Origin of the sequence: Natrinema caseinilyticum (assembly GCF_024227435.1) — an archaeon.
In the GTDB taxonomy this organism is placed as follows: domain Archaea; phylum Halobacteriota; class Halobacteria; order Halobacteriales; family Natrialbaceae; genus Natrinema; species Natrinema caseinilyticum.
Window position 1 is genome coordinate 1,653,362 of sequence record NZ_CP100445.1, and the last position, 26,305, is coordinate 1,679,666.

At 66.0% G+C, this 26,305-nt stretch carries 23 protein-coding genes; 10 read left to right on the forward strand and 13 right to left on the reverse strand.

The window, feature by feature from the left end:
* Positions 1–69 precede the first annotated feature (69 nt).
* On the reverse strand, positions 70–2,322 hold the full coding sequence (gene mutL / locus NJT13_RS08100) for a DNA mismatch repair endonuclease MutL (RefSeq protein WP_254525049.1): 2,253 nt from the start codon (positions 2,320–2,322) through the stop codon (positions 70–72).
* 175 nt (positions 2,323–2,497) lie between these two features.
* Complete coding sequence (locus NJT13_RS08105; RefSeq protein WP_254525050.1) at positions 2,498–3,298, reverse strand: SDR family NAD(P)-dependent oxidoreductase; 801 nt, start codon at positions 3,296–3,298, stop codon at positions 2,498–2,500.
* 167 nt (positions 3,299–3,465) lie between these two features.
* Here NJT13_RS08105 and NJT13_RS08110 point away from each other — a divergent pair, with 167 nt between their 5' ends.
* The 3 genes from NJT13_RS08110 to NJT13_RS08120 all read left to right on the forward strand — a co-directional run bounded on the left by NJT13_RS08110 (position 3,466) and on the right by NJT13_RS08120 (position 5,780).
* Complete coding sequence (locus tag NJT13_RS08110) at positions 3,466–4,761, forward strand: MFS transporter (RefSeq protein WP_254525051.1); 1,296 nt, start codon at positions 3,466–3,468, stop codon at positions 4,759–4,761.
* A gap of 204 nt (positions 4,762–4,965) precedes the next feature.
* Complete coding sequence (locus tag NJT13_RS08115) at positions 4,966–5,454, forward strand: MOSC domain-containing protein (RefSeq protein ID WP_254525052.1); 489 nt, start codon at positions 4,966–4,968, stop codon at positions 5,452–5,454.
* A 125-nt stretch (positions 5,455–5,579) separates the two neighbouring features.
* A complete protein-coding gene (locus NJT13_RS08120; protein WP_254525053.1) occupies positions 5,580–5,780 on the forward strand; it encodes a DUF7534 family protein in 201 nt (66 codons plus the stop codon).
* A gap of 108 nt (positions 5,781–5,888) precedes the next feature.
* Here the strand turns inward: NJT13_RS08120 and mutS are convergent, their stop codons facing one another.
* The 5 genes from mutS to thiD all read right to left on the reverse strand — a co-directional run bounded on the left by mutS (position 5,889) and on the right by thiD (position 14,388).
* Positions 5,889–8,588 carry a DNA mismatch repair protein MutS gene (gene mutS / locus NJT13_RS08125; RefSeq protein WP_254525054.1) on the reverse strand — a complete coding sequence of 900 codons (2,700 nt, stop codon included), beginning with the start codon at positions 8,586–8,588 and terminating at the stop codon, positions 5,889–5,891.
* A gap of 303 nt (positions 8,589–8,891) precedes the next feature.
* Positions 8,892–10,577 carry a methyl-accepting chemotaxis protein gene (locus tag NJT13_RS08130; protein WP_254525055.1) on the reverse strand — a complete coding sequence of 562 codons (1,686 nt, stop codon included), beginning with the start codon at positions 10,575–10,577 and terminating at the stop codon, positions 8,892–8,894.
* A 1,081-nt stretch (positions 10,578–11,658) separates the two neighbouring features.
* Positions 11,659–11,982: a tRNA-binding protein gene (locus NJT13_RS08135; RefSeq protein ID WP_254525056.1), complete on the reverse strand. Its 324-nt coding sequence runs from the start codon at positions 11,980–11,982 to the stop codon at positions 11,659–11,661.
* A gap of 73 nt (positions 11,983–12,055) precedes the next feature.
* Positions 12,056–13,030 (reverse strand): TIGR03560 family F420-dependent LLM class oxidoreductase, encoded by a 975-nt coding sequence (locus NJT13_RS08140; RefSeq protein ID WP_254525057.1) that lies wholly within the window; start codon positions 13,028–13,030, stop codon positions 12,056–12,058.
* Positions 13,027–14,388 (reverse strand): bifunctional hydroxymethylpyrimidine kinase/phosphomethylpyrimidine kinase, encoded by a 1,362-nt coding sequence (gene thiD / locus NJT13_RS08145; RefSeq protein ID WP_254525058.1) that lies wholly within the window; start codon positions 14,386–14,388, stop codon positions 13,027–13,029. The genes NJT13_RS08140 and thiD overlap by 4 nt, the downstream gene beginning before the upstream one ends.
* A 198-nt stretch (positions 14,389–14,586) precedes the next feature.
* Here thiD and NJT13_RS08150 point away from each other — a divergent pair, with 198 nt between their 5' ends.
* Positions 14,587–15,147 (forward strand): hypothetical protein, encoded by a 561-nt coding sequence (locus NJT13_RS08150; RefSeq protein WP_254525059.1) that lies wholly within the window; start codon positions 14,587–14,589, stop codon positions 15,145–15,147.
* A 53-nt stretch (positions 15,148–15,200) separates the two neighbouring features.
* Here NJT13_RS08150 and NJT13_RS08155 read toward each other — a convergent pair whose 3' ends face one another.
* On the reverse strand, positions 15,201–16,229 hold the full coding sequence (locus tag NJT13_RS08155) for an AIR synthase family protein (RefSeq protein ID WP_254525060.1): 1,029 nt from the start codon (positions 16,227–16,229) through the stop codon (positions 15,201–15,203).
* 160 nt (positions 16,230–16,389) lie between these two features.
* Here NJT13_RS08155 and NJT13_RS08160 point away from each other — a divergent pair, with 160 nt between their 5' ends.
* The 3 genes from NJT13_RS08160 to NJT13_RS08170 all read left to right on the forward strand — a co-directional run bounded on the left by NJT13_RS08160 (position 16,390) and on the right by NJT13_RS08170 (position 19,512).
* Positions 16,390–17,493 carry a putative sulfate/molybdate transporter gene (locus NJT13_RS08160; RefSeq protein ID WP_254525061.1) on the forward strand — a complete coding sequence of 368 codons (1,104 nt, stop codon included), beginning with the start codon at positions 16,390–16,392 and terminating at the stop codon, positions 17,491–17,493.
* 284 nt (positions 17,494–17,777) lie between these two features.
* The gene (locus tag NJT13_RS08165) at positions 17,778–18,251 is read left to right on the forward strand and encodes a DUF7384 family protein (RefSeq protein WP_254525062.1); all 474 of its coding nucleotides are present in this window, start codon (positions 17,778–17,780) and stop codon (positions 18,249–18,251) included.
* A gap of 136 nt (positions 18,252–18,387) precedes the next feature.
* Positions 18,388–19,512, forward strand: coding sequence for a guanosine monophosphate reductase (locus NJT13_RS08170; protein WP_254525063.1), 1,125 nt, complete (start codon positions 18,388–18,390; stop codon positions 19,510–19,512).
* Between the two features lie 33 nt (positions 19,513–19,545).
* Here NJT13_RS08170 and NJT13_RS08175 read toward each other — a convergent pair whose 3' ends face one another.
* A complete protein-coding gene (locus NJT13_RS08175) occupies positions 19,546–19,689 on the reverse strand; it encodes a hypothetical protein (protein WP_254525064.1) in 144 nt (47 codons plus the stop codon).
* A 276-nt stretch (positions 19,690–19,965) separates the two neighbouring features.
* Here NJT13_RS08175 and NJT13_RS08180 point away from each other — a divergent pair, with 276 nt between their 5' ends.
* Complete coding sequence (locus tag NJT13_RS08180; protein ID WP_254525065.1) at positions 19,966–20,427, forward strand: universal stress protein; 462 nt, start codon at positions 19,966–19,968, stop codon at positions 20,425–20,427.
* 323 nt (positions 20,428–20,750) lie between these two features.
* Here NJT13_RS08180 and NJT13_RS08185 read toward each other — a convergent pair whose 3' ends face one another.
* Positions 20,751–21,413 (reverse strand): SOUL family heme-binding protein, encoded by a 663-nt coding sequence (locus tag NJT13_RS08185; RefSeq protein ID WP_254525066.1) that lies wholly within the window; start codon positions 21,411–21,413, stop codon positions 20,751–20,753.
* Positions 21,414–21,611: 198 nt separating this feature from the next.
* Here NJT13_RS08185 and NJT13_RS08190 point away from each other — a divergent pair, with 198 nt between their 5' ends.
* Positions 21,612–22,601, forward strand: a complete 990-nt coding sequence (locus tag NJT13_RS08190) for an ABC transporter ATP-binding protein (protein WP_254525067.1) — start codon at positions 21,612–21,614, stop codon at positions 22,599–22,601.
* A gap of 120 nt (positions 22,602–22,721) precedes the next feature.
* Here the strand turns inward: NJT13_RS08190 and NJT13_RS08195 are convergent, their stop codons facing one another.
* Positions 22,722–23,906, reverse strand: a complete 1,185-nt coding sequence (locus tag NJT13_RS08195) for a COG1361 S-layer family protein (protein WP_254525068.1) — start codon at positions 23,904–23,906, stop codon at positions 22,722–22,724.
* Positions 23,907–24,078: 172 nt separating this feature from the next.
* Between NJT13_RS08195 and NJT13_RS08200 the strand changes: the two genes are divergently transcribed.
* Positions 24,079–24,879 carry an ABC transporter permease gene (locus tag NJT13_RS08200; RefSeq protein WP_254525069.1) on the forward strand — a complete coding sequence of 267 codons (801 nt, stop codon included), beginning with the start codon at positions 24,079–24,081 and terminating at the stop codon, positions 24,877–24,879.
* On the opposite strand, the gene NJT13_RS08205 is transcribed toward NJT13_RS08200, so the two are convergent.
* Positions 24,880–25,431, reverse strand: a complete 552-nt coding sequence (locus NJT13_RS08205) for an XTP/dITP diphosphatase (RefSeq protein WP_254525070.1) — start codon at positions 25,429–25,431, stop codon at positions 24,880–24,882.
* A 145-nt stretch (positions 25,432–25,576) separates the two neighbouring features.
* Positions 25,577–26,233, reverse strand: coding sequence for a helix-turn-helix domain-containing protein (locus tag NJT13_RS08210; RefSeq protein ID WP_254525071.1), 657 nt, complete (start codon positions 26,231–26,233; stop codon positions 25,577–25,579).
* Positions 26,234–26,305: the final 72 nt, after the last annotated feature.

A 26,305-nucleotide genomic window follows, 5' to 3' on the forward strand; every position in this document is an offset into this window, starting at 1 on the left:
TGGATACGGGCACGAAAGCGGCGTGGACGCGGAGTCGCCGTCCGTCGACCGATCGCGCCCCCGAACGGGCTATTCTCCGTGACCCGGGTAGTCCCGCTCGAATCGGTCTTCGATCTCCGCCTCGTCGAACTGCACGATCACGGGGCGACCGTGTGGACAGGAATAGGGGTTCTCGCAGTCGTCTAACGCCGCCAGCAGGTCGACGACCGATCCCTCCGTCAGCGAGGTGTTCCCGGTGATCGAGGGATAACAGGCCAGATCGCCGAGGAACTCGTCGGCCAGCGCGTCGACCGTCTCGGCACCGGTTTCGCGGTCGCCCGCGATGAACGACGCCAGGACGTCGCGCAACCGCGACGGCTCGAGCGTCTCGGCGAACACCGCGGGAACGGTCGTCACCGCGACGGTCCGATCGTCGATCCGATCGGCGTAGAAGCCCAGCCGCGAGAGCGCCTCGCGGTAGTGATCGAAGGCCTCGGCCTCCGCCGCCGTTAGCTCGAGTTCGACGGGCGAGGCGAGCGCCTGTGCGCTCGGATCGGTGGCGAACGCGTCCCGGAGACGCTCGTAATTGACCCGCTCGTCGGCGGCGTGCTGATCGATCAAGACGAGTCCGTCGGACGATTCACACACCAGATACGTCTCGTGAAGCTGGCCGAGGACGCGCAACGGCGGGAGCGAGTCGAAGTCCGTTTCGTCGCCAGTCGCGGCCTCGCCGGTTAGCGTCCGCTGTTCGACGGCCGCCTCGAACTTGCGGTCGGAGTCGAGACTCGAGGTGCGGTCGCCACCCGAGGCGGTCCGGTCGCTCGAGTCACGATCGGTCCGCGACTCCCGTTTTCGTCCGGAAGTCCCGGCGAGGTTCTCGGCGACGTCGGCGGGTTCGCCGCCGCTCTCCGCCGGATCCGTGGCTGTTTCGCCCCGTCTCCCGGAGGCCGACGCGGCGTTCGACGGGTCGGCCTCTGACGGGGTGCTCGAGCCCGACGGACCGGCCTCTGACGGGGCACTCGAGCCCGACGGACCGGCCTCTGACGGGGCACTCGAGTTCGATGTCTGCGGCCGACGGCGCGAAGTCGACTCGGCCGCCGACGCGGATTCGCTCGCCGTCGATTCGCCAGCGGCCGCGTCCGTATCGGGCCCGCCCTCGAGCGTCGATCCGCCGCCGGATGACGCGGTGCCGGACTCGCCGTCGTGTTCGGTGCCCGACGCAGCCCGGCGTTCGCCGCCGGGTTCGATCCGCGTCTCGCCCGGCGCCGACCGGCCCCGGGGCGCTCGAGACCGGAGCAGACCGTGCTCGAGCAGCGCGGATTCCACGGCGGCGTCGACTTGTCTCCGGACCGCGTCGTCGTCGTCGAACCGCACCTCTCGCTTGCGCGGGTGGACGTTCACGTCGACCGCATCGCCGGGTACCTCGAGAAAGAGGGTCACGAAGGGGTAGCGGTCACCGCCGAGTTGCGTGCCGTACGCGCCCATGATCCCCTCGCGCACCGCGTCGGCGGTCACGGCCCGGCCGTTGACGTACGTCGCGAGGTACTCCCGGCTCGAGCGGTTGGTTTCGGGGTGGGAGACCAGCCCGGAGACGGTGTCGAGCGGTCCGGGCGGGAGCGCGTCGCCGTCGGCCTCGAGGGGGATCATCGCTGACGCGACCTCGCGCCCGTAGACGGCGAGCACGGCGGCCTGCAGGTCACCCTGGCCCGTCGTGGCGAACACTTCTCGACCGTCGTGCGTGAGGGAAACGGCCACCTCGGGATTCGCGAGCGCGTACCGCGTGACGACGCGGTTGACGTGGGCGAACTCCGTCGCCGTCGTCTTGAGGAACTTCCGGCGAGCCGGCGTGTTGTAGAACAGGTCCTCTAGTTCGACGATCGTTCCGTCGGGACAGCCGGTCGGCTCCACGGACACGACGTCGCCGCCCTCGTAGACGAGTTCCGTCCCCGCACCGGCCGCCCCACGCGGTCGTGAGCGAACGGTCATGCGCGACACCGATCCGATCGTATGCAGCGCCTCGCCCCGGAATCCCAGGGTCGCGACGCCGGACTCGAGATCTTCGAGGCCGTCTATCTTGCTGGTCGTGTGCTCGCGGACGGCCGCGCGGACGTCGGCCGCGAACATGCCACGGCCGTCGTCGGCGACCCGGATTCGCTCCGTGCCGCCCGCGTCGACGGTGACGTCGACGCTCGAAGCGTCCGCGTCCAGGCTGTTCTCGACGAGTTCCTTCACCGCGCTCGCGGGCCGCTCGACGACCTCACCGGCGGCGATTCTGGCAACCGTCTCGTCGTCTAGCTGGTGGATATCGGTCTCGTCGTCGGAAGGGGTACTCGCGTCACTCATGATGTGTCGGCGTCGGCACGACCATCGGTCCCGACGCGCCAGGTGTGCTGGCTATCCCTACAGAAGCCGGCTGGTTAGGTCTTCCGTCCTCGGACACCGCCTCGACGACAGGGTCGTCGGATCGAAACACGCCCCACCGAACCGCCTCGGAACTGAGACCGCCTCGCGAGCGCGGTCAGTCCTCGAGCCCGAGATCCTGCGACATCGAATTCCCCGCCCGCGGGACGCCCTTGACGGTGACCGTCTCGCCGTTCATGAACGAGGCGGCGGGGCTCGAGAGGAACTGGGCGACGTCGGCGATCTCTTCGGGGTGGCCGATGCGGCGGTCGGCCTTCTCGCGGGGCGGCATGTCCTCGCTTTCGATCCCGAGCGTCTCGGCGACGCCCGGCGTCTGGATGAGACCGGGAGCGATGCAGTTGATCCGGATACCGTATTCGGCCCACTCGGTGGCGAGCGTCTCGGTCAGACGGATGATCGCCGCCTTCGAGGCGCCGTAGTGACTTTCGCCGGGAGCGGCGTGCTGGCCGTTGACGCTCGAGAGGTTGATGATGGCGCCGCCGTCGCCCTCGCGCATGACCTCGCCCGCGAGCTGGGTGCAGTGGACGGTACTGTTGAGATTGAGGTCGACGATCGTCTTCCAGCCGTTCTCGGAGATGTCTTCGAACGGCGCGACGAACTCCCCGCCCGCGTTGTTGACGAGGATATCGATATCGCCGAACGCGTCGACGGTTTCGTCGACCAGGTTCTGGACCTGCTCTCGCTCGCGGACGTTACACTCGACGGCGAGCGCCTCGCCCGCGTCGTCGGCCTCGTTGATTCCTTCCGCTACCGGCCCCACGCGGTCCATGGACCGCGAGCAGATCGCGACGTTCGCGCCGCTCGCCGCGAGCGTCTCCGCGATCGCCTGTCCGATCCCCTGGCTCGCCCCGGTGACGATGGCGGTCCGTCCCGCAACGTCGTAGTCTGGTTCGTGCATCGTGCTAACGGGGGTCTTTCGGTCTCAAAATTCTACCGATGACCGGCAGCGAGACGGGGATTCGAATCGACGCTCCCGGTGCTCGAACCGGCGATACCGGTCCCGGTTTTCCCCGTTCGAGAGGTTTTTGAACCGCGTTCCTTTGATAGCGCCTACCGTCGAGTCGCGTGACACGATTTACGTCAGTCGCGCTCCTGAGAAACAGGGAGTTCGCGGCGCTGGCCGGAACCGCGTTCGCGAGGAGCCAGGCGTACTCGACGATCCTGATCGCGCTGGCACTGTACGCCGACCTCTTTCGGACGTCCGGATTCGTCGAGGGGCTGTTCGGTGCGATGTTCGCGCTCGTCCAGTTGCTCATCGTCCTGCCGCTCGGCCGGAAAGTGGATACGGGGAACGCAAAGCGGTACCTGCTCGCCGGTTTCCTGCTCAACGTCGGCGTCTTCGTCGGGTTCGTTTTCGTGACCAGCCCGGCCCACGTCGTCCTCGTTCGGATGGTCCAGGGGCTCAGCGCGAGTATCCTCTGGATTACGGGCGCTGCGATCGTCGGCGAGATCAGCCCCGACGACCAGCAAGGGCGGTGGCTCGGCGCGTACAACCAGTTCGCGTCAATCTCGTCGCTGGCCGGCGATCTGGTCGGCGGGTACCTGCTGTTCGCCTACGGCTTCACCGCGACGTACGTCGTTCTCTCGGCGATCACGATGGGATCGTTCGTCCTCGTCTTCGCCTTCCTCCGCGACAACCCCGGCGGCCGGAAGGACCCCGAGGAAGCCGGCGGCGCGGAGACGTTTCGAGCGCTGCTCGGGCTTCCGATGCTTCGGGCGCTGGTGGGCTTTCGATTCTTCTTCAGCTTCGGGAAGATGGCGGTCATCCTCTTTCTCCCCATTTACGCGCGGACGAGTTTCGGCATCTCCGCGTTCGCCATCGGCTGGATCATGGCCGGCGGGAAGCTCACGAAAGCGCTCACACAGGGCTTCGTCGGTAACCTCACGGACCGCCACGGCATGGAACACTACTTCGTCGCCACCGGCGCGATCCTCTACGGAATCGGTACCGCTGCGATCCCGCTGGCCGCGTACGCCGAGGGACGGATCGATCCCCTCACGGTGACGGTACACGGAGACACACAGACCCTCGGCGGCGCCTTCGTCGCGCTCTTTCTCGCCTACTCCCTGCTCGGAATCGCCGATTCCATCCGGCTGCCGGCGAGCATGTCGCTGTTCGTCGACGAGGGCGGGCAGTACGACTCCGTCGCGAGCGCCATGTCGCTGCGATCGATCTCCTGGAAGGTCGGTCAGGTGACGGGACCGATCCTCGTGGGGACGACGATGGACTTCGTCTCCACCGAAGCGGGATTCTTCCTCGCCGCCGGATTCATCGTCGTCGCGACCGCGGCCTTCGTCGTGACCGCCCGACGCGCCCACTCGAGACGCATCGTGACGGACGAACCGTCTCCCGGTGACTGACGGCGGCTCCTGTCACCACGCTGGCATCTCGTTTATCAGTCCGCCGTCTGCCACCCCCTCGTCTTCACATCACCAGGTCCGCGTATCGATACGCGAGCACGGCAACCCGTGAGACGCGCGTTCGATCGACGGGCCGACGTGATCGGGCGCACCGAACGTCGCCGACAAGAAGATCTTTACCGTCTGAAATAGGTATCACGTGTCATGGGTACGCACACGGAAGGCAGCGTCGACGCGATTCACATCGCTTCGGAAGCCGGGGCGGAGATGCAGTCGCTGACGGACGTCAAAGCGGTCGCCGACCGCGGACTCGAGGGCGACCGATACTTCGACCGGGCGGGGTCGTGGTCGGGGGAAAAGGGCCGGGACCTCCCGCCGGAGGACCGAGCGCTCACGCTCTTCGAAGCCGAGACGCTCGACATCGTCGAGCGGGACGCCGGCATCGAACTCGAGCCGGCCGATCACCGACGGAATATTACCACCAGAAACGTCGCCGTCGATCACCTGCTCGACGAGCGGTTTCAGATCGGAGAAGCGGTCTGCGAAGGGACCGAGATCTGCGAGCCGTGTGCGTACCTCGAGTCACTCACCGAGGAGGGCGTCCTCAGCGCGCTCGTCCACCGGGGCGGGTTGAACGTCAAGATCGTCTCCACCGGGGAGGTCTCCGTCGGCGATCAGATAACCGTTCTGTAGGCCCACTGCGAGGGGAACGGCCCGACGGACACGGTCGTGACTGGAGCGACACGTCACCTGGAAACACCGGCATCCGTTCGAAATAATATCATAACGAACATACGATTTCACACCGAATTCCGTCTATGAGCTCGTCGAACTACGCCCAATTTTTTCGGTCCCTGGCCGTTCTGAGCGTGCTTGCGGTCCTCCTATCGGCCCTCTTCGCGCCTCCCGATCCGTTCACGCAACTGCTGTACGTCGGTCCGTTGCTGATCGGTGCACTCGTCCTTTCGTACGTTCACGCGTACACGGATCGCCTCGAAGCGTTGGAAAGCGCGTTCTGATTCCCGCTTTCGACCGGCCGGCGCCGGAATCGATAGTGAGGTGACGTCGACAGCGGCCGGGCCGACCGCAGGCGACTCGAGACGGGCCGCAATCGAACGAAGGGGCGATCACTCCTCGAGTCGCTCCTGTAGCTCCTGTACTTTCGAGATCAGTTCGACCGGCGGCGTCGTGTTCACGTCGATCGCCTCGAGATCCGCGAGGACGGCCTCCGTTTCGGGATCGAGCCGTTTCTCGGCCCGTTCGGCTTCGGTCGCCGCACCGCCGTCCGTCGATGCGGCCTGTGACTGCGTCCGGGACCGCTCGGCGGTCTGCATCGTCCCGCTGCCCAGATCGAAGACGGCCTGAACGGGTTCGCTCGAGCCGCCCTTGGCTTCGATCGCCTTCTCGTCGCGAAGGCGCTCGAGGACGGCTCTCGAGCGCTCGACGACGGGATCCGGCACCCCCGCGAGATCGGCGACGTGGATCCCGTAGGAGCGGTCGGTTGGCCCGTCGCGAACCGTTCGCAGGAACGTCACGTCGCCGTCGCGCTCGTCCGCGGCGACGTGGACGTTCGCGACGCGGGGGAGGTTCTCCGCGAGCCCGGTCAGTTCGTGGTAGTGGGTCGCAAAGAGCGTCTTCGCTTTCACTTCGTTGTGCAGATACTCCGTCGCAGCCCAGGCGATCGAGATGCCGTCGTAGGTCGCGGTTCCTCGCCCGACTTCGTCCAGGATCACCAGCGACTCGTCGGTCGCGGCGTGGAGGATGTTCGAGAGTTCGCTCATCTCCACCATGAACGTCGAGCGCCCCTGTGCGAGTTCGTCCAGCGCGCCGACGCGGGTGAAGATGCCGTCGACAAGCCCGATGTCGGCCTCCTTCGCCGGGACGAAGCTTCCGATCTGAGCCAGCAGGACGATACACGCGACCTGGCGCATGTACGTCGATTTGCCGGACATGTTCGGCCCGGTCACCACGAGGAATCCGCGGTCGTCGTCCAGGCGAACGTCGTTCGGGACGAACTCCGTCGTCTGCTCGACGACCGGATGTCTCCCCTGCTCGATCTCGAGGCGATCCTCCCGATGTAAGTCCGGCCGGACCCACCGGTTCTCGGCCGCGTGCGTCGCCAGACTCGCGAGCGCGTCGACCGTCGCAAGCGCCCGTCCGACGTCCTGTAGCAGTTCGGCACGCGACGCGACTTCCTCGCGAAGCGCCTCGAAGAGTTCGTACTCGAGGTCACCGCGTCGGTCCTCGAGACGAAGGATTTCGCGCTCTTTCTCCTCGAGTTCGGCGGTCGTGAACCGCTTCGAATTCTTCAGCGTCTTGATCTCCTCGTAGTGATCCGGCACGCCGTCGGCGGCGGATTTGCCGACCTGGATGTAGTAGCCATCGGTCTTGTTTCGGTCGACGGTCACGTGCGAGAGACCGTACTGGCGCTTCTCGCGTTCGGCGAGCGTGTCGAGCCACTCTTTGATCTCCTCGTGGCGCTCGATCACCTCGTCTAAGTCGTCGTCGTAGCCGCGCCGGAGGAGTCCCCCCTGAGTCACCGTCGACGGCGGTTCCGGTGCGATAGCCTCCGCGAGCGTCTCGCGGAGGTCACGCGCCGCGTCTCCATCGGGCGACTCGACGGTCGCGGACAGCGGCGACTCGGCCAGTTCCGGACTCGAGGCGACCGTTTCGGCCAGCGCGGGCAGGACCGAGAGCGTGTTCTGGACCGCCAGCAGGTCCCGCGCATCCGCGCTGCCGTGCGTCGCTTTCGACGCGAGCCGAGCCAGATCGTACGCGTCACCGAGGGCCGCCTGGATCTCGTCCCGCGCCAGTGCCGCCGACGAGAGCGCGGCGACGCTCTCCTGGCGGGCTTCGAGCGCATCGAGGGAGCGCTGCGGGCGCTGGAGCCACTCCTTCAAGAGGCGGCCGCCGGCGCTGGTCTCGGTGTGGTCGATCGTCGCGAACAGCGACCCGTCGCGGTCGCCTTGCATGGTCTCGGTCAACTCGAGGTTGCGCTGGGTGGTCGCGTCCAGCGTGACGTGATCGGCGCCGTGGTGGGCCTGAATGCGGGTCATCGACGCAAGGACGCCGACCCCGGTCTCCTCGACGTACGAGAGGATAGCTCCGGCAGCAGCGATCGCCGGCTCGGCGACCGACAACCGCTCGACGATTTCCGTCCCGAACTGCTCGTGAACCCGGTGGGTTCCCCGCTTCGGCGCGAACGCTTCGGTCTCGTGGAGCGTCAGCGTCGCATCGCTGCGTTCCCGAATCCGGTTCAACAGGTCGTCGTCGGTCCGGACGTCGGGTCCCGGCAGAATCTCGACCGGATCGAACCGGTAGAGTTCCGTCAGCGCGTCGTCCGCGTCCGCGGCCGTCGCGACGAGAAAGCGGCCGGTCGTCACGTCCGCGAAGGCGAGTCCGTAGCCGTCATCGGTCGACGAGCGGCCGTTCGAACCGCCGGCGTCGCTACCCGCATCGACGACCGCCGCGAGGTACTGGGCGTCGGCGTCGCCCGTTTCGAGCAACGTCCCGGGAGTGACGACGCGGACGATCTCACGCGCGTGGCCGGAATCGGTCTCGTACTGATCGGCGACGGCGACGCGGTAGCCGCGCTCGACGAGCGCCTTGAGGTAGGGCGTGAGGTCGTCTATCGGCACGCCGGCCATGGGATACGACGAGCCGTGCGAGGACTTCTGGGAGACTTTGAGGTCGAGTTCCGCGCTGACCGTTTCCGCGTCCTCGCCGAAAAACTCGTAGAAATCGCCACACTGCATGGCAAGCAGTTCCGCTTCGGTCTCGTCTTTGAGCGAAAAGAACTCGCCGACGATACCCGTCGCCTCGGTCATGTGCAGTGAGTATCTTCCCAGCGCAAAAACCCTGCGGGATCCACGGTGAAAGTGATCCGAAGAGACGGAGGCAGAACGCCATCCGATCGGCCGGGAGCGACGGTCCGTCCCGCGGTCGGTGCTTCGAATTGCAGGCTTCCAGACGTACTCGTCGATCAACCAGGTCACGTTCCCGATGGTCGTGGGGTTGCTGGCGCGCCCCCGGGCAGGCTCGGCTTCGACGTCGATGCCGTGGGGCTGTGACCTCGATTACCGTCGGCCGTGTCGACGATGGCCTCGTGGATGTTCTCGCCGGCCGTGCGTTCAATCTCGATCGGCGGCGCGCTCGTCGTTCGACGGATGCGAGTCGCCGTCGAATTCGAATTCCGGGGACGCCGCACGTTCGTCGTCTCCAGCGTCGGTTCCCTCGAGTGTCCGTTCGTCACCGTCGACGGCGAACGTGGAGTCCGTCGCATCCGACCCGGAGGAGAATCCACCTGCCCCGACGTCTCCGCTAGTCGGCGGCCACGTGGGTCGCTCGTTTGCGTCTGTCTCGAAGCTGTCGAGTCTCTCTGCCAGTTGCGTCGCCTGATGAGAGAGGTCCGTGATGACCCGTGAAACTTCGGCGAGTGAACTCGTCTGCTCTTCGGCCGCTGCGGCGACAGTTTCGGCTTCCGAAACGGTTTCCTCGGATATCGCGGTCGCTTCGTCGATCATGGCGACGACCTGCTGGGTCGACGCGGCCTGCTGTTCGGTCGCAGCCGAGATTTCCTGCACCCCGTCGTTCGTGTCTCGTGTGTACATTGCGATTGCCTCGAGGGCCGAAGCGGCGTTCTCGACAGCCTCGCGGTGGCTAGTGACCTCCTCGCTAGTGGCACGAACGGTGTCTGCCGTCCGGTTCGTCTGTTCTTTGATGCCCTCGATACGCTCTTCTATACTTTCGGCGGCCTCTTTCGTCTCCGATGCGAGTTCCTTGACTTCGCCGGCGACCGCGCTGAACCCACCGCCTCCGGACTTGGCCGAGCGCGAGGCCTCGATGTTGGCGTTGAGCGCGAGCATATTCGTCTGATCCGCGACCGTAGAGATGAACTCGACGAGTTCGTCGATCTGATCGATCTCGGCCTGGAGCGCCTCGATGTCCTCGACGGCCCGTTCGGACTCGGATTCGATCTCGTTCATTCCCTCGATCGCGTCCCGGGCGGCTTCGCGTCCCTCTTCGCCGGTCCGTGCGGTTTGCGCTGCGAGGTCCGCCACCCGGTTCGACGAGGAAGCGATCTCCTCGATCGTACTCGAGAGACCATTCATTTCGGCGTCGACGGATTGAAAGCTCTCGTATTGGCGCTCCGCACCACTGGAGATGTCCTGAATAGAACCGGCCACTTGCTGGGAGGCCGATTGCACTTCCTCCGAACTGGCCGTCGCTTCCTCGGATGCAGCAGCGACGTCCACAGCGAATTGCGAGAGGAACTCCGTCGTCGACTCGAGTTCGGCGATCATCTCGTTGAACTCGGTCGCGACCGTTCGTATCGCCTCGTTCTCGCTTTCAGGATCCATCCGTCGGGTCAAGTCGCCGGCCGCACACGCCTGCATTACGTCGGCGTACTCGTCGGCCTTCGCTATGAGATGCTGGTTGGCCCGTTCAGCTTCTTTTCGAAGCGCAACGGCCTCACGACGCGCTTCCTCTGCTTCGTTCATCTTGCGTTGGATCGCCTCGCCTCTGTCCTGTAGGTCCTCGACTGTCAATATTCCAGTATTGACTACCAGCGAGACGAACACCGCGCCGAACAGGAAGACGAACCCCGTGAGCAATCGAAACATCTCTTCGGACCCGCGGACCGTCACCCAGAGGGCGGCGACGTATCCGATCAGGAAAAACGACATCAGTCCGAACAATCCGATCCACCGTCGGCGGTAGTCGTTCTCGTCGAGTCGCCGAACCAACCGCCTCGTATAGAGGATCGATCCGCACATCACGATCGCCCCGCCCACTATCAGCGATTTTACTATCATTTTATCATAAATGAATGTTATTCGATAATGAATCCATACCCGAAATTAATCGACTGGCACTCGGTGTTTCGGTTCGGTTTCACCGTCGCTCGGACGTGGAGGAGGCGAGCGGTGAGCGGTCTCGACGGCGCCTCTGGTTCCAAGAACGGATTCGTTCCCGGTATCACAGTGGATGTGGAAGCCATTTCACGTATGCCGCAGTCCTACAATCCCACATATAATGCTATTGAATATCCTGTGAAAGTTACTGATTCGTATAATGTGATTTATTCCTACAATTGTCGGCGTAACGGACGGCCTTCGGCTAGCCGAGTGGCGCTATTGGATCGACGAACGACCGCCGACCCGCAGCGCTCGGCGATGGTTCCGTACTCGAGGCTGTCGTCCCACCACGGCGACTGCCCCTCGACATCGGCCGGAACCGGGAGGACGCGTTCGTCACTACCGGTAACGTCTTCGATTACGCCTCGAGTCGCCAGCCCGACGACGGGCCGCCGATACCCGCTTCAGAAGCCACTCCCGACACGGTAGTTAGCGATCCGTTCGGGGTCGAAACCGTCCGATTCGGACGTCGCGACACCAGAAATAGCACACGTACTCCGACGGTCGTAGTAGCGCCCGACGGTCGGTTTCGCCGGCGTTCAGCGGGGACCCCTCCATTGTCCCGGAAACGCCGGCGGATGCCGACGCCGGAGCGAAACTCCGAATGATGTGTCAGTGATGGGTAGGGGAGGATCGGATTCGTCACCGCATGGCCTGATGTTGGAACGATATCCGATCACGGCGAGGGTCACGATGATGTCTCGGATAGCCGAACGGTCAGTCTGGCAACGACCGAAGTCGTTTCCTCGCCGATCGTTTCTTCGAGACCCCTATGAAAAATTATTTTCCAGTTAAAACCGTGTCAACGGCCACAATCGGACACCTCAGGCGAACGAGAGGGTGGAGCCCAAGCGGGACTGGCTCGCGGTGAAAGCAGCGGAGACGCCCGATCACGGGTCCGACGTACGAGGAGTGAAGGTCAACGCGGCGGCTGTCCCCCGGGTCTCTCAGCAGAAAGCGAATCGCCCGGACGGTCGGATCAGTACAACGTCCCACCCAGGGGCACCGACTCGTCAGGCGACACCAGTACGGGATATCCCTCCTCGCTTGGGACGCCGACGGTGAGGGCTTCGGATTTGAATCCCGCGATCCGAACCGACCCGATGTTCGTCGCACACAGGACCTGCCGGCCGACGAGGTCGACGGCGTCGTAGTGGTGGTCCAGTTGGCCGGCCGACTGTATCTCTTCGTCGCCCAGGTCGATCCAGAGTTTGGTCATCTTCGGCTTTTCGGCCTGGGGGAACGGTTCCGCCTCGATCACTTCGCCGACTACGATCTCCGCGTCGAACGGACTTTCGACCATGAAGGGCGTCTCGGCGCCATCGAAAATTAGGTGTCGATCCGCGAGTCGACCCCGCGATCGGCTCTCGAGGCGATCACTCGAGCAGGGCGTCGGCGAGCAGCGCCAGACTGTCGTCCCCGTCCTCGGTCGCGTCCGGAACCGCGAGCATGACCGTCTCGATCCCGACGTCGGCGTACTCCGCCAGCCGATCGCGGACTTCGTCCGGCGTTCCCGTCGGGGCCGTTTCGACGTACCCGGAGAGGAAGCACTCGCGGGGCTCGCTCGACTCCTCGGGCAGGAACGCGGTGCGAAACGCCTCGCGCTTTCGCTCGGCAGCCGCAGTCGTCTCGCCGACGAAGACGAACAGTTCGGCGGACTTCCGGATCTCGTCGTAGCGGTCCTCGTTCTCGCAGTGGGCTCGGAGAACGGCGAGTTTCTCGGCGAACCCCTCCGGCTCCAGGGTACCGTAGTTCCAGCCGTCCGCCAGTTCGGCGGTGTATCGCAGCGTGAAGTCCTCTCCCCCGCCGCCGATCCAGATGGGCGGGTGCGGATTCTGCACGGGCGTGGGCTCGCAGAAGGCGTCCTCGAGATCGATCTCGAGGTGCTCGCCCTCGTGACTGTACGTCTCGGGCGTCCACAGCCCCCGGAGGATTTCGACGGTCTCGGCGAGCCGGCGAAGCCGATCGGCCGGTGGCGTTCGAAACTCGTAGCCGAAGCGGTCGTACTCGTCCTCGTACCAGCCCGCCCCCAATCCCAGTTCGAGCCGACCGTCGCTGACGCGATCGACCGTCGCGGCCATCTTCGCGAGGAGGGCCGGATGACGGTACGACTGGCTGGTGACGAGCGTCCCGAGTCGGACCCGGTCGGTGGCCTCCGCGACGGCGCTCAGGGTCGTCCAGCACTCCAGGGTCGTCCGGCGCGGGTCGCCGATCCACGACTGGAAGTGGTCCTCGAGCCAGACCGCGTCGTAGCCCCGCCCCTCCGCCTCGAGAGCGACGTCCCGGACGGTCCCGACGTCGGTGCCGTACTGCGGGAGGATGACCCCCACGTCCAGGTCGATCGCGGTCATTCGACGACCTCCGCGTTCAGCGCCAGCGTCCGATCGGCGAGCGTCGTCGCGTCCTCGGCGACCAGCTTTACGATCGCCTCTTTCCCCACGTCGCCGCGATCGACGACCGCGACCGGGGACTCCTCTCGGTCGGCGAACGCCCGTCTGGCACCCCACCCCATCGTGCTCCCCTCCGTCTCCGCGACCGTATCGGGCTCCCTGGAGCGATCGTACTCCGCGATCGGCCAGTCGATCGCCTCGAGAGCCCCCTCGACGTCCTCGTCGAAGCGGCAGTTGACCGCGAATCGCAACGCGGGAACGAATTCCCGCGCCGAGAGCAGGAAGCGGGCGACGTGGCTCGAGGCCCCGAATCTGACGCCGCGGTTCGGCTGGACGCCGGAGAGAGTCCGCGTGATGCGGCCCTCGACGGCGGCGGTCTCGGCGACCGATTCGGCGAACGGCGTCGCGCCGACGACGTTCATGCCGACCTCGGGGACGAGCGCGGACACGTCGGCCTCGACGAACCGGTCGACGACCGCATGGACTTCTTCGGCGGTCACCTCTTGCGCGGCTTCGTTTCGGAGCGCCACCGTGTGGTTGACCGCGCCGGGACCCCGACCGACGTCGTAGTGGTAGCGCACCGCACGTGCGAGGAAGTCGGTCGCGCCGCCGACGGCCGTTTCCAGCGGCTCGTCTTTCGCGAGGCGCGCTGCGATCGCGGCTGCGAGCGCGCAGCCGGAGCCGTGGGTCGCGTCCGTGTCGACGCGGGGGTGTTCGAACGTCCGGACGACGTCGTCGGTGATCAGCACGTCCCGAACGTGCTCGCCGGGGACGTGACCGCCCTTTATCAACACGGCGTCGGCACCGGTCTCGAGGATCGCCTCGCCGGCCTCGCGAGCGGTCCGGTCGTCGGTGACGGCGATACCGGTCAATACCTCGGCCTCGTCCGCGTTGGGCGTGGCCAGCCTCGCCTCGGCGAGCAGATCCTCGTACGCGCGTTCGGCGGCGGGTTCGAGCAGGCGGTCCCCCGAGGTCGCCACCATCACCGGATCCACCACCAGCGGGAAATCGAAGTCGCTCGCCCGGTTCGCGACGGTTTCGACGACGTCGGTGGTCGCAAGCATCCCGGTCTTCGCGCCGCCGATGTCGAAGTCGGCTGTTACGGCGCCGAGTTGGGCTTCGACCTCGTCGGGCGGTACGGCGTACGAAGACTCGACGCCGCGGGTGTGCTGGGCGGTAACGGCGGTGATCGCTGACGTGCCGAAGACGCCGTGGGCGGCCATCGTCGCGAGGTCGGCCTGGATCCCAGCGCCGCCACCGGAATCGCTGCCCGCAATCGTCAGCGCGACCGGACGTCTATCGGGTGCTGGTGTTCGCATGAGCTACCGTATTCTCCGGTTATACTAAGCGGTAGTGGTGCGCACAACGGACCGGGGCCGGAGTGCGATTTCGTTTCCGGTCGTCCCGACGACGACGGACGCGACGGGATCACTCCCTCGGTAAACGACCGCGCTTCCCGTTTGAGTCGCTCGAGTTATAGTGGATATAAATAGTGTCGTGGTGAACGATAGCGCAAAATGGCCGAGCGGTCGCAACCGAGACGCCGCTATCTGGTGGCGGTCGGGACGGCCGGCGCGACCGGACTGGCGGGCTGCCAGGAACGGACCGGCGCGCCCGTCTTCGGGTCCGACGACGGTTCGACGGAGACGACACCGGCGAGCGACGATCCGGCCGGAATCGGTGCGGAGAGTATCGGGAACGAGGCGCCGCTCGTCACCAAAACCCGCCGATCGTTGACCGAGCAGGGGTACGCACTCACCGAACAGCGAACCACGACCGGGCCGATCTCGATCGACGGCACCGAGCGAACGCGAAGCAGCCCCGTCGACGAGCGGCAGTTGTGCGTATTCGATTCCCTCTCGAAAACGGAGCAAGTGTACGTGGACGGCGACACCCGCTACGCCCAGACGACGAGCGAGGAAGAAACGAGATCGTCGACGACCGAGAGACGCGAATCGTTCGACGGAAACGTCGACGGCACGGCGATCACGCACACGCGGTCGTTTTCGCTCACCAAGCTGGGCGACGTCACGGTCGACCGCCCGGAGTGGATCGAACTGGTCACCGACGAGAGATAGTCACCGCCCGGCACGACGCCACATCGCACGAGGGCCGTCCAGTGATCCCGTCGTCAGGGATCCGACCCGTCGGCGAGGTCCGCGTAGGCCTCCCACGACGGATCGACGAGCGGATGCTCGAGACGCTCCCCGTCGACAGTAACCGTTCCGTCGCCGGTAGCGACGGCTTCGACGCGTCCGATTTCGGCGACCGGGGTGTGGCGATCCTCGAGCGCGCGTCGGACGTCGTCGACGCCGTCGGGATCGACGGCGATCACGAGCGAGCCACAACTGGTCGCCGCCCAGGGGTCGATTTCGAGGACGTCACACACCTCGCGGACGCCGGGGCGCATCGGGACGGCCGCGCGATCGATCGCGAACCGAACGCCCGCGCCCTCGGCCATCTCGGTGAGCGCACCGGCGAGACCGCCTTCGGTGACGTCGTGCATGGCCGTTACCGGTCCCGCAGCCGCCGCGGTGACGGCATCGCGGACGGAAAACACGTCCTCGAGTCGGTTTCGTGCGGCCTCCAGTACGTCGTCCGAGAGCGGTAATTGCTCGCCGAAGAGGGTGCTCAGCAACCCGACCGATTCGACGGCGGGGCCGTTCGTCAGGAGCAGCCGATCGCCCTCGCGTGTGCCGTCGGGGCGGACGATATCGTCGTGGTCGCCGACGCCCATCGCGGTCGCACCGCCGACCCACGGATACGACAGGTCGGCGTACCGAGCCGTGTGGCCCGTAACGACCGCGACTCCGAGATCCGCACATTCGGCGTCTATCGTCTTCCAGATCGTCGCGAACTCGTCGTCGGTTATTCGGTCGGGAAGCGTGAAGCTGATCGAGAGGTGTGAGGGAGCCACACCGCTTACGGCCACGTCCGCGAGAACGAGGTCGAGGGCGAATCGAGCCGCCCGCTCGAGGCCCAGATCGGGCAGGATCGAGAGTGGATCGGTGGCTGTGACCAGCGCCGTCCCGTCGATATCCAGGACGCCGAAATCGACGCCGTGGGTCGGCCCGATCGCGACGTCGTCGCGGTCGGCACCGAGATTCGGCGCGATGTGCCGGTCGAAGAACGTCCGGTCGATTTTTCCGAGATCGGTCACGGGTGATCGGTTCCGGCGGGGTGCCTTATCCGTGGCGGTCCAGCAGCGTCATCGATAGCCCGCACCGTCATGTAATCATATCCAGTTTCATCATCCGCTCCCGACAACCGCGATCAGTTATAGGCAAGAGTGAAGTCAATCCCCGGTTTAGCGGGTGTAGATGGCGTACTCGTTCCGATCGAGAACTGACGCGGATCTCGAGTTCTCCGCCAGCGAGCTGACGGGTGCGCTAGGCGATTCGGTTACCGTTTTGCCGCTGCTGGTCGCATTGGCTGCGACGACGAGCGTCTCGCTTCCGCACGTTCTCGTGGGGTTCGGCGTCTTCCAGATCGTCTGGGGCCTCTATTACGGATTGCCGCTCTCCGTCGAACCGATGAAAGCGCTGATCGGCCTAGCGATCGTCGGCACGCTCACCTACGGCGAACTCGCTGCGGCCGGACTGCTCGCCGGCGGCGTCTTGCTGCTCGTCGGCCACCTCGGATTCGTCGGTCGAATCCAGCGGGTCGTCGGGGAACCGGTCGTCCGCGGCGTCCAGCTCGCGGTCGCCTTGCTCCTGCTCGAGGCAGCCGTCGACCTCTCGATCGGGAATCCGCCGATCGCCGTCGCCGGGTTGGCCGTCGTCGGTCTGCTGGCCCTCGCGGGCTACCGAGGGGAAAGCGCCCTCGTCGTCCTCGGGCTCGGCGGGATCGCGGCCGTGGCGACGGCCGGACTCCCGACGCCCGGAATTCCCGAACCCGCGTTCTTTCCGGCGGGAGCGCCGTCGGTGAGTGCGGCGGCGATCGAGGGAACCGTCGCCCAACTCGGCATGACGGTCGGAAACGCTGCCATCGCAACCGCTCTGCTCTGTGGCGATCTATACGATCGTGACGTCTCGGCGGACGCGCTCTCGAGGAGCATGGGGGTGACCTGCCTCGCAGCGATTCCGCTCGGCGGCGTGCCGATGTGTCACGGCAGCGGCGGTCTCGCCGGAAAGTACGCCTTCGGCGCGCGAACCGGCGGCGCGAACGTGCTGCTCGGCGTGGGCTACCTCGCGCTCGCGCTCGTCGCAGCCGGCGCCGTCCTCTCGGCCTTCCCGATGGCCATTCTCGGCGTTCTGCTCGTCGTCGTCGCGCTCCAACTCGCTCGAGCCGCGTTCGATCCCGTCTCCGACGGCCGATCGCTCGCGTTCGTCGTCGGCGTCGGTGTCGTCGGAGCGGTCGTGAACGTCGGCGTCGCGTTCGGCCTCGGGGCCGTCGTCTACGTTGGACTTCGGCGGCGTCGATGAAACGAACGCCCGGCGCAGTCGGTTACCGAGAGAAACGGAATTCGTTCGCCTGACGTCTCCTGCGGATACCGTCCTGGGCTTTCGCGCCGGTCTCGGGCCGGACGAGTGAACGGCCCGCCTCGAACGACTGGCAGACCCGCCTCGAGCCGGACGACCTTTTGCTCCGGCGAGCCAAACACGAGCGATGACCGCGAGCTGGGCCGACCTGTTCGACCGCGGAACGGAGTGCGACGTCGATCTCGAGCGAATCCGAACGGAACTCGAGTCGATTCGGGAGGACGAGAATGTCTGAGGAACCGGATCCCGCCCGCGTCGTCGCCGACGCGGACGTCCTCGCGGCGGACCTCCTTCTCGGCGGCGACGCCCGCAACGCGCTGGATCACGTCCGGCGACACTCCTGGATCGACCTCGTCGCGAGCGATCGGCTGCTCTCCGAGACCGAGCGGCTCGTGGCGACCCTCGCCGATCCTGATCTGGCCGCCGACCACCGCGCGCGCCTCGAGACCGACCGCGTCCGCGTCGAACACCCCGAGGGCGACCATCCGGCGCTGGCGTCGGCCTATCGGGGGAGGGCGGCGCACGTGCTGTCGTACGACGAGCGGCTCCGATCGGCTAGAGCGGGCCTCACGCTGCAGCCTCGCGTTGCGGTCAGCGTTCGTTCGCCCGACGCGTTCGCTACCCTGTTCGACGCGGCGAGTCTCTACGAGGTCGTCGAGGGAGGCGAGTATCCGGGACCCGACCGAGATCCTCGCGGCTAACCGCCCCGCGAAGATGGGAGTGGGGCTCGGTACGGAACACTCGGCGGAGAGCGCGGAGGCGGTGCAGTATCGAGTCTCGTCTCGTGACCGCTCTCCGAGACTCTTATGTGACGAGAGCCCTGAATGAGGAGGGGTCATGAACGATCTCCGCACCGGTCTGAGCTACGGTGACGTCCTTCTCGTCCCGAACCGCTCGGCAGTCGATAGTCGCAGCGACGTGAGCCTCTCGACGAGGTTCACGCCGGCTCTCGAACTCGAGACGCCCCTCGTCTCCGCCGCGATGGACACCGTGACGGAAGCCGAACTGGCGATCGAACTCTCGCGCGCCGGCGGGATCGGCGTCCTCCACCGGTTTCTCACGCCGGACGAGCAAGCCGACCAGATAGCACAGGTGAACGCGGCGAACGAGCGGATCGCCGCCGCCGTCGGAATCAACGAGGACTACGTGGCCCGCAGCGACGCCCTGGTGGCGGCCGGTGTCGACGCGCTCGTCGTCGACGTCGCTCACGGCCACCTGGAAGGCGCGCTCGAGGCCGTCGAACGCCTTCACGAGGAGTTTCCGGAGACCGATCTGGTCGCCGGCAACGTCGCGACGCCCGCCGGCGTCGAGGATCTCGCGGCCGCCGGCGCCGACTGCGTGAAAGTCGGGATCGGTCCCGGATCCCACTGTACGACTCGAAAAGTCGCCGGCGCGGGCGTCCCGCAACTGACCGCCGTCGACGACTGCGCGGCCGCCGCAGAAGACCTGGACGTGACGATCTGTGCGGACGGCGGAATCCGCACCTCCGGCGACGCGGTGAAGGCGTTGATGGCCGGGGCGGACACCGTGATGCTCGGCAGTCTCTTCGCCGGCACCGAGGAGGCGCCCGGCGCCGTCGTCGAGGTCGAGGGGACGCGATACAAGCGTTCGCGCGGGATGGCGACGACGACCGCGGCCGAAAAGCGCGACGACAAGGACGCCGAGGTTCGCGCCGACGAGGGCGTCGAGGCGCTGACGCCGTACAAGGGGCCGGTCGCGGACGTCGTCGACGAGTTCCGCGCCGGAATCCAGTCGGGCCTCTCCTATTGCGGCGGCCACACGATCCCGGAGGCGCGCGAAAAGGCCGAATTCATCCGCGTCGCACCGAGCGCCAAAGAGCGCGAGGGGTACCACGCGGACCAGGACTGGGAGGGCGTCAGCGTCGATAGCGAAGTCCCGGCCGTCGGCGAATCGGTGCTCTCTGACGGTGACCGATCGAACGAAGCCGAAAGCGACGACTAGAGTCGCCCATCGCCCCGTCGACCCTCGATCACCTCACCCGTCGAGATCGGACTCGAGGGACAGCCACCAGAGTCGACCCTGACCCTCCAGCGTGCCGGCGTCGGCCATCGCCGCGAGTCGCTCGGCCATGTCGTCGAGCGGGACGGCGTGCTCGTCAGCCAGATATCGAGTATTCACGACCGGCACGTGGGCGGCCCGTATCGATTCGACGACCGCGCTCGACCCGTATCCGATCGCGACCGGAATCCGGGTCGCTATCGTTCGGCATACCGAACCACCTCCCCGCACCCAGGTGAATCCCCGGTGACGTGCCGATGGCGACTACGACGGCCGTCCGCGACGGAATCGACGACCGCGCTCGAGTCGCCTCGTCGAACGTCGATGACCCGAGGGATTGCCGCCCGACGAGAGGTGCCTCCAACGGTTTTATGAGTGGTCGTCGACTGAACGCGTATGGCAAACCGGATTCTGGTCGCCTACGACGAATCGCCACAGGCAACCGCCGCGTTACGGCACGCGCTCTCGACCTACGAGGACGCCGACATCCACGTCCTCCACGTGAACGATCCGCGAGAGTGGTCTTCCGGGGACGGTATCGACGGCTTCTTCTACTCCGAGGCCGCGTTCGAGCGGTCACAGGAGTCAGCCGAATCGCTGCTCGAGGAGGCGGCAGAAACGGCCCGGGAGTACGATACGACGGTGACGACGGCGTCCGAGATCGGAATGGTCGCGGAATCGATCGTCGAGTACGCCGAAGACAACGACGTCGACCTTATCGTCCTCGGAAGCCACGGACGGCGCGGAATCTCGCGGTTCCTCCTCGGCAGCGTCGCAGAGCGAGTCACCCGGCGAGCGCCCGGTTCTGTGACGGTCATCCGAGAAGCGGATGACGAAGAATCGAGCGACGAGGAGTAAGAGAAGTGCCACGGTGGTGGGAGCGAGACAGGGCGGTGGCACCGAGGGAGGCGAGAGAGCGAGCGGGCGATCCCGCGGTCGGCGGTCGACACGAGGTCTGCGGAGTCGGCGATCGACGTCCACGGGCGGAAGAGCGGCATCGACCGGGAACCCCGTTCGACGGCCCACCGGCTCCCGGTCCCGATTCCTCGGCTACCGTCACTCAGCCACCATCCCTCGGCTACCGTCACTCGAGCCCTTCGCACTCGTGCGACGAGGTGCCGCGGACGTGACACGGGTGAGCTCCGTCCTGTTTGCGTCCCCGACTGATCGAACGAGACGGACTACGACTCGATAGCGGTACGCTGCCCCTCGTCACGAGGTGGACTATCGGGCTCCTCGATCGTCACTTCGATTTCGTTCGTTCGCAGAAACGGTGGTGTCCACGGGTCGTTGTACTGGAGCAACACCGGCTGGCCGCGAGTCTCGATCTGCCGTTCCGAAAGCTGCTCGAGCAGCCGCGTGCGCTGGCGGTCGACCCGACCGTCGGTCGCGTACCACGAGAACCGCCGCACCGCGACCGTTCGCGGTGATTCGACGACGAGTCGAACGTCCGGATCGGTCGGCGTCGGGGCCCGCTCCGGAGTGTACGTCGAGGGGAGGTAGAACGCCATCGTGACGGTGTCCCCATCGGCGTCCGTTCGAACCGGCGCGGTCATCGAAATCGACTCGCTTCGCGTCGCCACCGGTGCCGTCATCGCGACGTCCTCACTTCGAGCGTTCGAGCCCGATAGATAGCGAAACAGGCGCTGGAACGCGGTTCGTTCGGTTTCCGCCGTCGTCTCGACGAGAACGAGTTGCGGATAGCGCCGAATTTCGATTCCGTCGAATCGGTCTATCGTTTCCGAGGGAACGCGTTCGGTCGTCCGGGACGCGTAAACGCCCCACCCGATCCACACCGCAACCAGGGCGCCGATTCCGACCAGCATTCGCCGTATCGATCGCATACGTCTCGTACTGGGACGACGGTCAAAGCCGTACAGGGCACGTTCAGCCGAATTAGAACGTCATCCAGATCGACGGATCGGATCGCGGTCCGCCCGGACGACCCGGATGCCGCTCGGGAACCGAACGTGACGACCGACGCACGAACACCGCGAGAGCGCCCTGTCAGCTATAAGGCTCGAGCCACCGTCACACCAATCGTGCCCGGCACCGATCCACACCCCGTACTTGTCGATGGCCTGACAAAGTACTACGGAGACGTCCGCGGTGTGGAAGATCTCTCGTTCACCGTCGAACGCGGGGAGATATTCGGCTTTCTCGGACCGAACGGGGCGGGCAAGTCGACGGCGATTCGCGTCCTGCTCGGCCTGTTGAAACCCACCGGCGGCGACGCCACCGTGCTCGGGCGCGACGTGACCGATCGGTGGGAACTCCGCGATATGAAACGCCACATCGGCTACCTGCCGAGCGACGTGACCTTCTACGACCGGGTCACGGGCGCGGAGATCCTCGCGTACTTCGGGCGATTGCGGGGCGACGAGCGCCGGGCGGAACTCCTCGATCGATTTCCCGTTCCCCTCGATCGGAACGTGAAGGCCTACTCGAGCGGGAACAAACAAAAACTCGCCATCGTCGCGACGTTCATGCACGATCCCGAACTGGCGATCATGGACGAACCGACGTCGGGGCTCGATCCGCTGGTCCAGAACGAGTTCTACGAACTGCTCGAGGAACGGGAAGAACGGGGACAGACGAGTTTCTTCTCCTCGCACGTCCTGAGCGAGGTCCGCCGCGTCTGCGATCGCGTCGGGATCATCAGGAAGGGGCGGTTGATCGAACTCGATAGCGTCGAGAACATCCTCGCGGAGGGCGGGACGATCGTCACCGTCCGACTGGCCGAGGAGCCGCCGACCGCCGACCTCGAGTTCCCCGGGACCGCACACGTCGAGCGGCGGGACGACAGGTACCGACTCGTGTTGTCACGGGAGTTCGATTCGCTGATCGATCGCCTCCACGAGTACACCGTGCTCGACCTGGAGGTCCGCGAGGCGTCCATCGAAGACGTGTTCATGCATTTCTACGGTGACACCGAGGATACCGATGGAGAACCCGACGCGACCCGGATGGACCCCGACGCTGGAAGGGCCACCGGGAGCGGCGACTCCGGGCCGGCCGGAGACGCGTCCTGATCGCCGGGCCCGAACGCCGAGCGATCCGGTCGCGATGCCGTCTCCGACAGATGACGCTCGATAGACGAAGCCGTCTCCCGCGGGAACGGACCGCCGCTCGAGGAGCCGAGGACGCCAGGCTCAGCGCCGTCGGATCCACCAGACTGCCGCGAGGAGGAGGACGACCCCGACGAGAGCGAACGGAGCGAGCGAGTCGACGTCCGTCTCCTCGTTGGTGTCGGCGATCGAAACCGGAATGGCCATCGGATCGGTGCTCGTTCGCTCGCCGGTTCCCGTGTCGTACGTAATAGACAGCGTCGCGCTGGCGGTGGTCTCGATGGCGTCGGTCGACGACTCCAGGGGGAACCGGACCGTTTCCGACTCGCCCGACTCGAGGGGACCGATATAGGCCGTCGGTGACTCGCTCGTCAGCGGCGGACTGACGTTCATCACGGCGACGGCACCCGTGACCGTCTCGTTGCCGTCGTTGGTGATACGCACCTCGTAGATTCCCTCCCCGTCGACGGGGATGTCGCCGTCGACGGGCGTAACATCGAACGGCTGGGACTCGGTGACCGGCAGGCCGAGCACCGAGGGACCGCCGGTCACTACGGTTTCGTTGTCGTCGTCATCGTCGTCATCGTCGTCCTCATCGTCCCCATCGTCATCGTCGTCATCGTCGTCATCGTCGTCCTCGTCGATGGTGTACTGGACGCGAGCGTACAGCGGGTACGTTCCGGGTTCGACGTCGGCCGCTGCGATATCGACGTCGATGGTCTCGGTATCGCCGGGCCAGATGTCCTCTATGTAAACCGACTGGGACGGCTGCGGGGCGGCGGGCGACCCGAGAGTCAACGCGCCGGCTGGTGGCTCCAACGTCACGACGATGTCAGTCGCCTCCTCGTCGCCGTCGTTCTCAACTTCGAGGACGACCGACGCGGCGTTACCCGCTCGGACCGACTGATTGTCGGCGACAGTTACGGTGAGGTTGTCGTCGGGCGGTTGGACTCGCCCCGTGTCCGTCGCCGACGCGTCCGCCCTCGCAGCGGCTCCGTCTCCGCCGGTCGGCACTCGAGGGGCGGGTCCGACGTCGGCTCCGGGAGTCGTCTCGTTGAACGGCGCGAGCTGGCCGTCGGGTGTCGTCGGCACCGTATCGTTGGCTCGCGTGTCGTTTCCGGGCTGGTCGTTTTGTAGTGCTGGGGCCGCAGTACTGCCGGAAACGGGAACGAGACCACCGACGGAAAGCAACAGCGCGACGAGCAAGCAGCCGGCGAGGGCGACCCGACGACGCGAGCGGTGGCTCGAGCCACCCGCCTGACCCGTCATGTCCGCTCCGAGACGGACGAGAACGGAATAAAAGACCGCCCCCGTTCCGGCCTCAAACCGCCCGCTTACCCGGAGCGGTGTCGAGGCAACCGGTAGTTACCTCGAACGGTCGTCTCAGATCACACGCCACCTATAAGTGACAGGCCCCCGTGGGACGGCAGCGACGAACCGAATGCTCGAGATCACGTCGTTCGAGGCCGGTCGTCGGCTCCGAGGAGCCGTGTTACTCTCGGGTGCGCTGATCGCGCTGATCGCGCTCACCATCGGGCTCTTTCCGTCGATCCAGGAGACCGGCGTCGACTTCGACGCCTACCTCGAGTCGCTACCGCCGGAGGCGAGGCGTGCGTTCGTCGGCAACGTGACGACGTTGACGACGATCGAGGGGTACCTCGTCTCTCAGCTCTACCAGTTCGGCTGGGTGTTGCTGCTCGCGATATACTACGCCTACGCCGCCGCCTCGACGGTCGCCGCGGAGGTAGAGCGGGGCACCGTGGGCCTGATGCTCTCGTTGCCGGTGACGAGAACGCGTTTCGTCGTCGGGAAGTTCCTCTCGCTCGTCCCGGGACTCGTCCTGGTCAACGCGATCACGTTCCTCGCGGTCTATCTCGGCGTCAGGATCGTCGACGAGTCGATCGACGTGACCTACCTGTTCGCCGTCCACGCCGCTTCGATCCCCTATCTGCTCGCCTGCGCCGGCGTCGGGTTGCTGGCGTCCGTCGCGTTCGACTCGGTTCGGCGAGCGCAGACCGTCGGCGCCGGGGCGGTTTTCGGACTGTTCTTGCTCGATACGTTCACGTTCGATACCGACTACGAGTGGCTCGGCGACGTCGCCGTCTCCCGGTACTTCGACCCAGGGGCGATTCTCGTCGACGGCGACATCTCGATGTCCGATCTCACGCTCCTCGTGGTCGTGGCGGTCGTCCTGGTCGTCGTCAGTAGCGAGTACTTCGAACGACGAGACGTCTCCGGGTGATCACGCCTCTCGCTCCGCGTACCAGTCAGCGAATTTCGCCAGCGCCCGACCGCGATGGGAGATCGCGTTCTTCTCGTCGGTACTCATCTCGGCGAAGGTCTGCCCGTTGTACTCGAAGATCGGATCGTACCCGAATCCGCCGTCCCCGCGGGGTGCGACCAGCGTCCCGGCGACCGCCCCTTCGAAGGTCTCCGTCCCGTCTTCGTCCGCGTACGCGATGACGGTGCGAAAACGTGCGCGACGGTCCTCTTCGTCCTTCGCGAGCCGCCAGAGCCGCTCGACGCCGACGGTGTCCTCGACGTACGCCGAGTACGGCCCGGGAAATCCGCCCAGCGCGTCGACGAACAACCCGCCGTCGTCGACGAGAACCGGTTCGTCACTCCCCAGTTCCGCGAACGCTTCCCGTGCACCGTAGGTCGCGATCGCTGCGAGCGAGTCGCTCTGAACCTCCGTGTAGTCGTACTCGAGTTGCTCGACGGGTTCGACCCCCTCGAGGTACGCTCGCGCCTCGCGGACCTTGCCCTCGTTCCCGGTGACGAATCGAATTGCCATATACGAGGCGGCGTTCCCGGGCGGAAAATAGGCGTCGGTGCGTCGGTGTCGACTGTCCGATTTCGAACGGACGGTTGGGTGAGGACTGTCTCGTGCCCACTCGACGAGACAGCGTCGCGTAGCGAGTTCGGCCGTCGAGCGAGCGCTACAGGTCCAGGGCCTCCATAACGGCCGACTCGGCTTTCCGGAGGTGTTCGGCGGCCGTCCCGGGTGCACAGTCGAGTACCCCGGCGACGTCCTCGACGCTCGCCGACCGGGGGACGTCGAAATAGCCGAGGTCCCGGGCGACCCGGAGCGCCTCGCGCTGGCGGGCGGTCAGCGCACCGGCCGCGGCGTCGCTCCCGTCGTACTCACCGACGCGACCGACGGTCGTCTCGATTCCGTCCGGGACGTCCGCTAACGCCCGCCGGATGTCCTCGGATTCACCGACGACGGAGAATCGGACCGTCCAGTCGGACCGGTACTCGAGGGGCGGCAGGGCGACGAGACTCCCGCGCGTGAAGCTTTCGAGCAGTCGATCGTCGACGTTCGCGGGGGCGTCTCGCACGTACACGGTAAACGACCGATCGCCGGTCGGCGTGAGTTCGTACTCGTTCACTCGGCCGGTTTCGTCGAGGGCGGCCTCGTAGACGTCCGGATCGCCGACCACGTGAAAAATAAAGGCGTTGTCGTCTCCGTCGTCGCCGGTGAAGTTTCCGTGAACCATCCGATACTCGTCGAACGCGTCGCTATCGGCGACGAACCGGTGCATCGGATGGATCGTCTCGGCGTCGTACCGGAGGATGAGCCGAACGGTCTTCATGCCCTGGCAGTCAGGCGGCGATATATAAATAGCCTAGTGGCTGTCGCACCAGCGACTCGTCCGCGCCGCGAG

Coding starts and splice junctions, on each gene's coding strand:
- thiD (WP_254525058.1), bottom strand. CDS start 14,388: ATGCGAACACCAGCACCCGATAGACGTCCGGTCGCGCTGACGATTGCG.
- NJT13_RS08185 (WP_254525066.1), bottom strand. CDS start 21,413: ATGCGATCGATACGGCGAATGCTGGTCGGAATCGGCGCCCTGGTTGCG.
- NJT13_RS08140 (WP_254525057.1), bottom strand. CDS start 13,030: ATGACCGCGATCGACCTGGACGTGGGGGTCATCCTCCCGCAGTACGGC.
- NJT13_RS08165 (WP_254525062.1), top strand. CDS start 17,778: ATGTCTGAGGAACCGGATCCCGCCCGCGTCGTCGCCGACGCGGACGTC.
- NJT13_RS08170 (WP_254525063.1), top strand. CDS start 18,388: ATGAACGATCTCCGCACCGGTCTGAGCTACGGTGACGTCCTTCTCGTC.
- mutS (WP_254525054.1), bottom strand. CDS start 8,588: ATGACCGAGGCGACGGGTATCGTCGGCGAGTTCTTTTCGCTCAAAGAC.
- NJT13_RS08205 (WP_254525070.1), bottom strand. CDS start 25,431: ATGGCAATTCGATTCGTCACCGGGAACGAGGGCAAGGTCCGCGAGGCG.
- mutL (WP_254525049.1), bottom strand. CDS start 2,322: ATGAGTGACGCGAGTACCCCTTCCGACGACGAGACCGATATCCACCAG.
- NJT13_RS08130 (WP_254525055.1), bottom strand. CDS start 10,577: ATGATAGTAAAATCGCTGATAGTGGGCGGGGCGATCGTGATGTGCGGA.
- NJT13_RS08180 (WP_254525065.1), top strand. CDS start 19,966: ATGGCAAACCGGATTCTGGTCGCCTACGACGAATCGCCACAGGCAACC.
- NJT13_RS08195 (WP_254525068.1), bottom strand. CDS start 23,906: ATGACGGGTCAGGCGGGTGGCTCGAGCCACCGCTCGCGTCGTCGGGTC.
- NJT13_RS08120 (WP_254525053.1), top strand. CDS start 5,580: ATGAGCTCGTCGAACTACGCCCAATTTTTTCGGTCCCTGGCCGTTCTG.
- NJT13_RS08115 (WP_254525052.1), top strand. CDS start 4,966: ATGGGTACGCACACGGAAGGCAGCGTCGACGCGATTCACATCGCTTCG.
- NJT13_RS08150 (WP_254525059.1), top strand. CDS start 14,587: ATGGCCGAGCGGTCGCAACCGAGACGCCGCTATCTGGTGGCGGTCGGG.
- NJT13_RS08105 (WP_254525050.1), bottom strand. CDS start 3,298: ATGCACGAACCAGACTACGACGTTGCGGGACGGACCGCCATCGTCACC.
- NJT13_RS08210 (WP_254525071.1), bottom strand. CDS start 26,233: ATGAAGACCGTTCGGCTCATCCTCCGGTACGACGCCGAGACGATCCAT.
- NJT13_RS08160 (WP_254525061.1), top strand. CDS start 16,390: ATGGCGTACTCGTTCCGATCGAGAACTGACGCGGATCTCGAGTTCTCC.
- NJT13_RS08135 (WP_254525056.1), bottom strand. CDS start 11,982: ATGGTCGAAAGTCCGTTCGACGCGGAGATCGTAGTCGGCGAAGTGATC.
- NJT13_RS08200 (WP_254525069.1), top strand. CDS start 24,079: ATGCTCGAGATCACGTCGTTCGAGGCCGGTCGTCGGCTCCGAGGAGCC.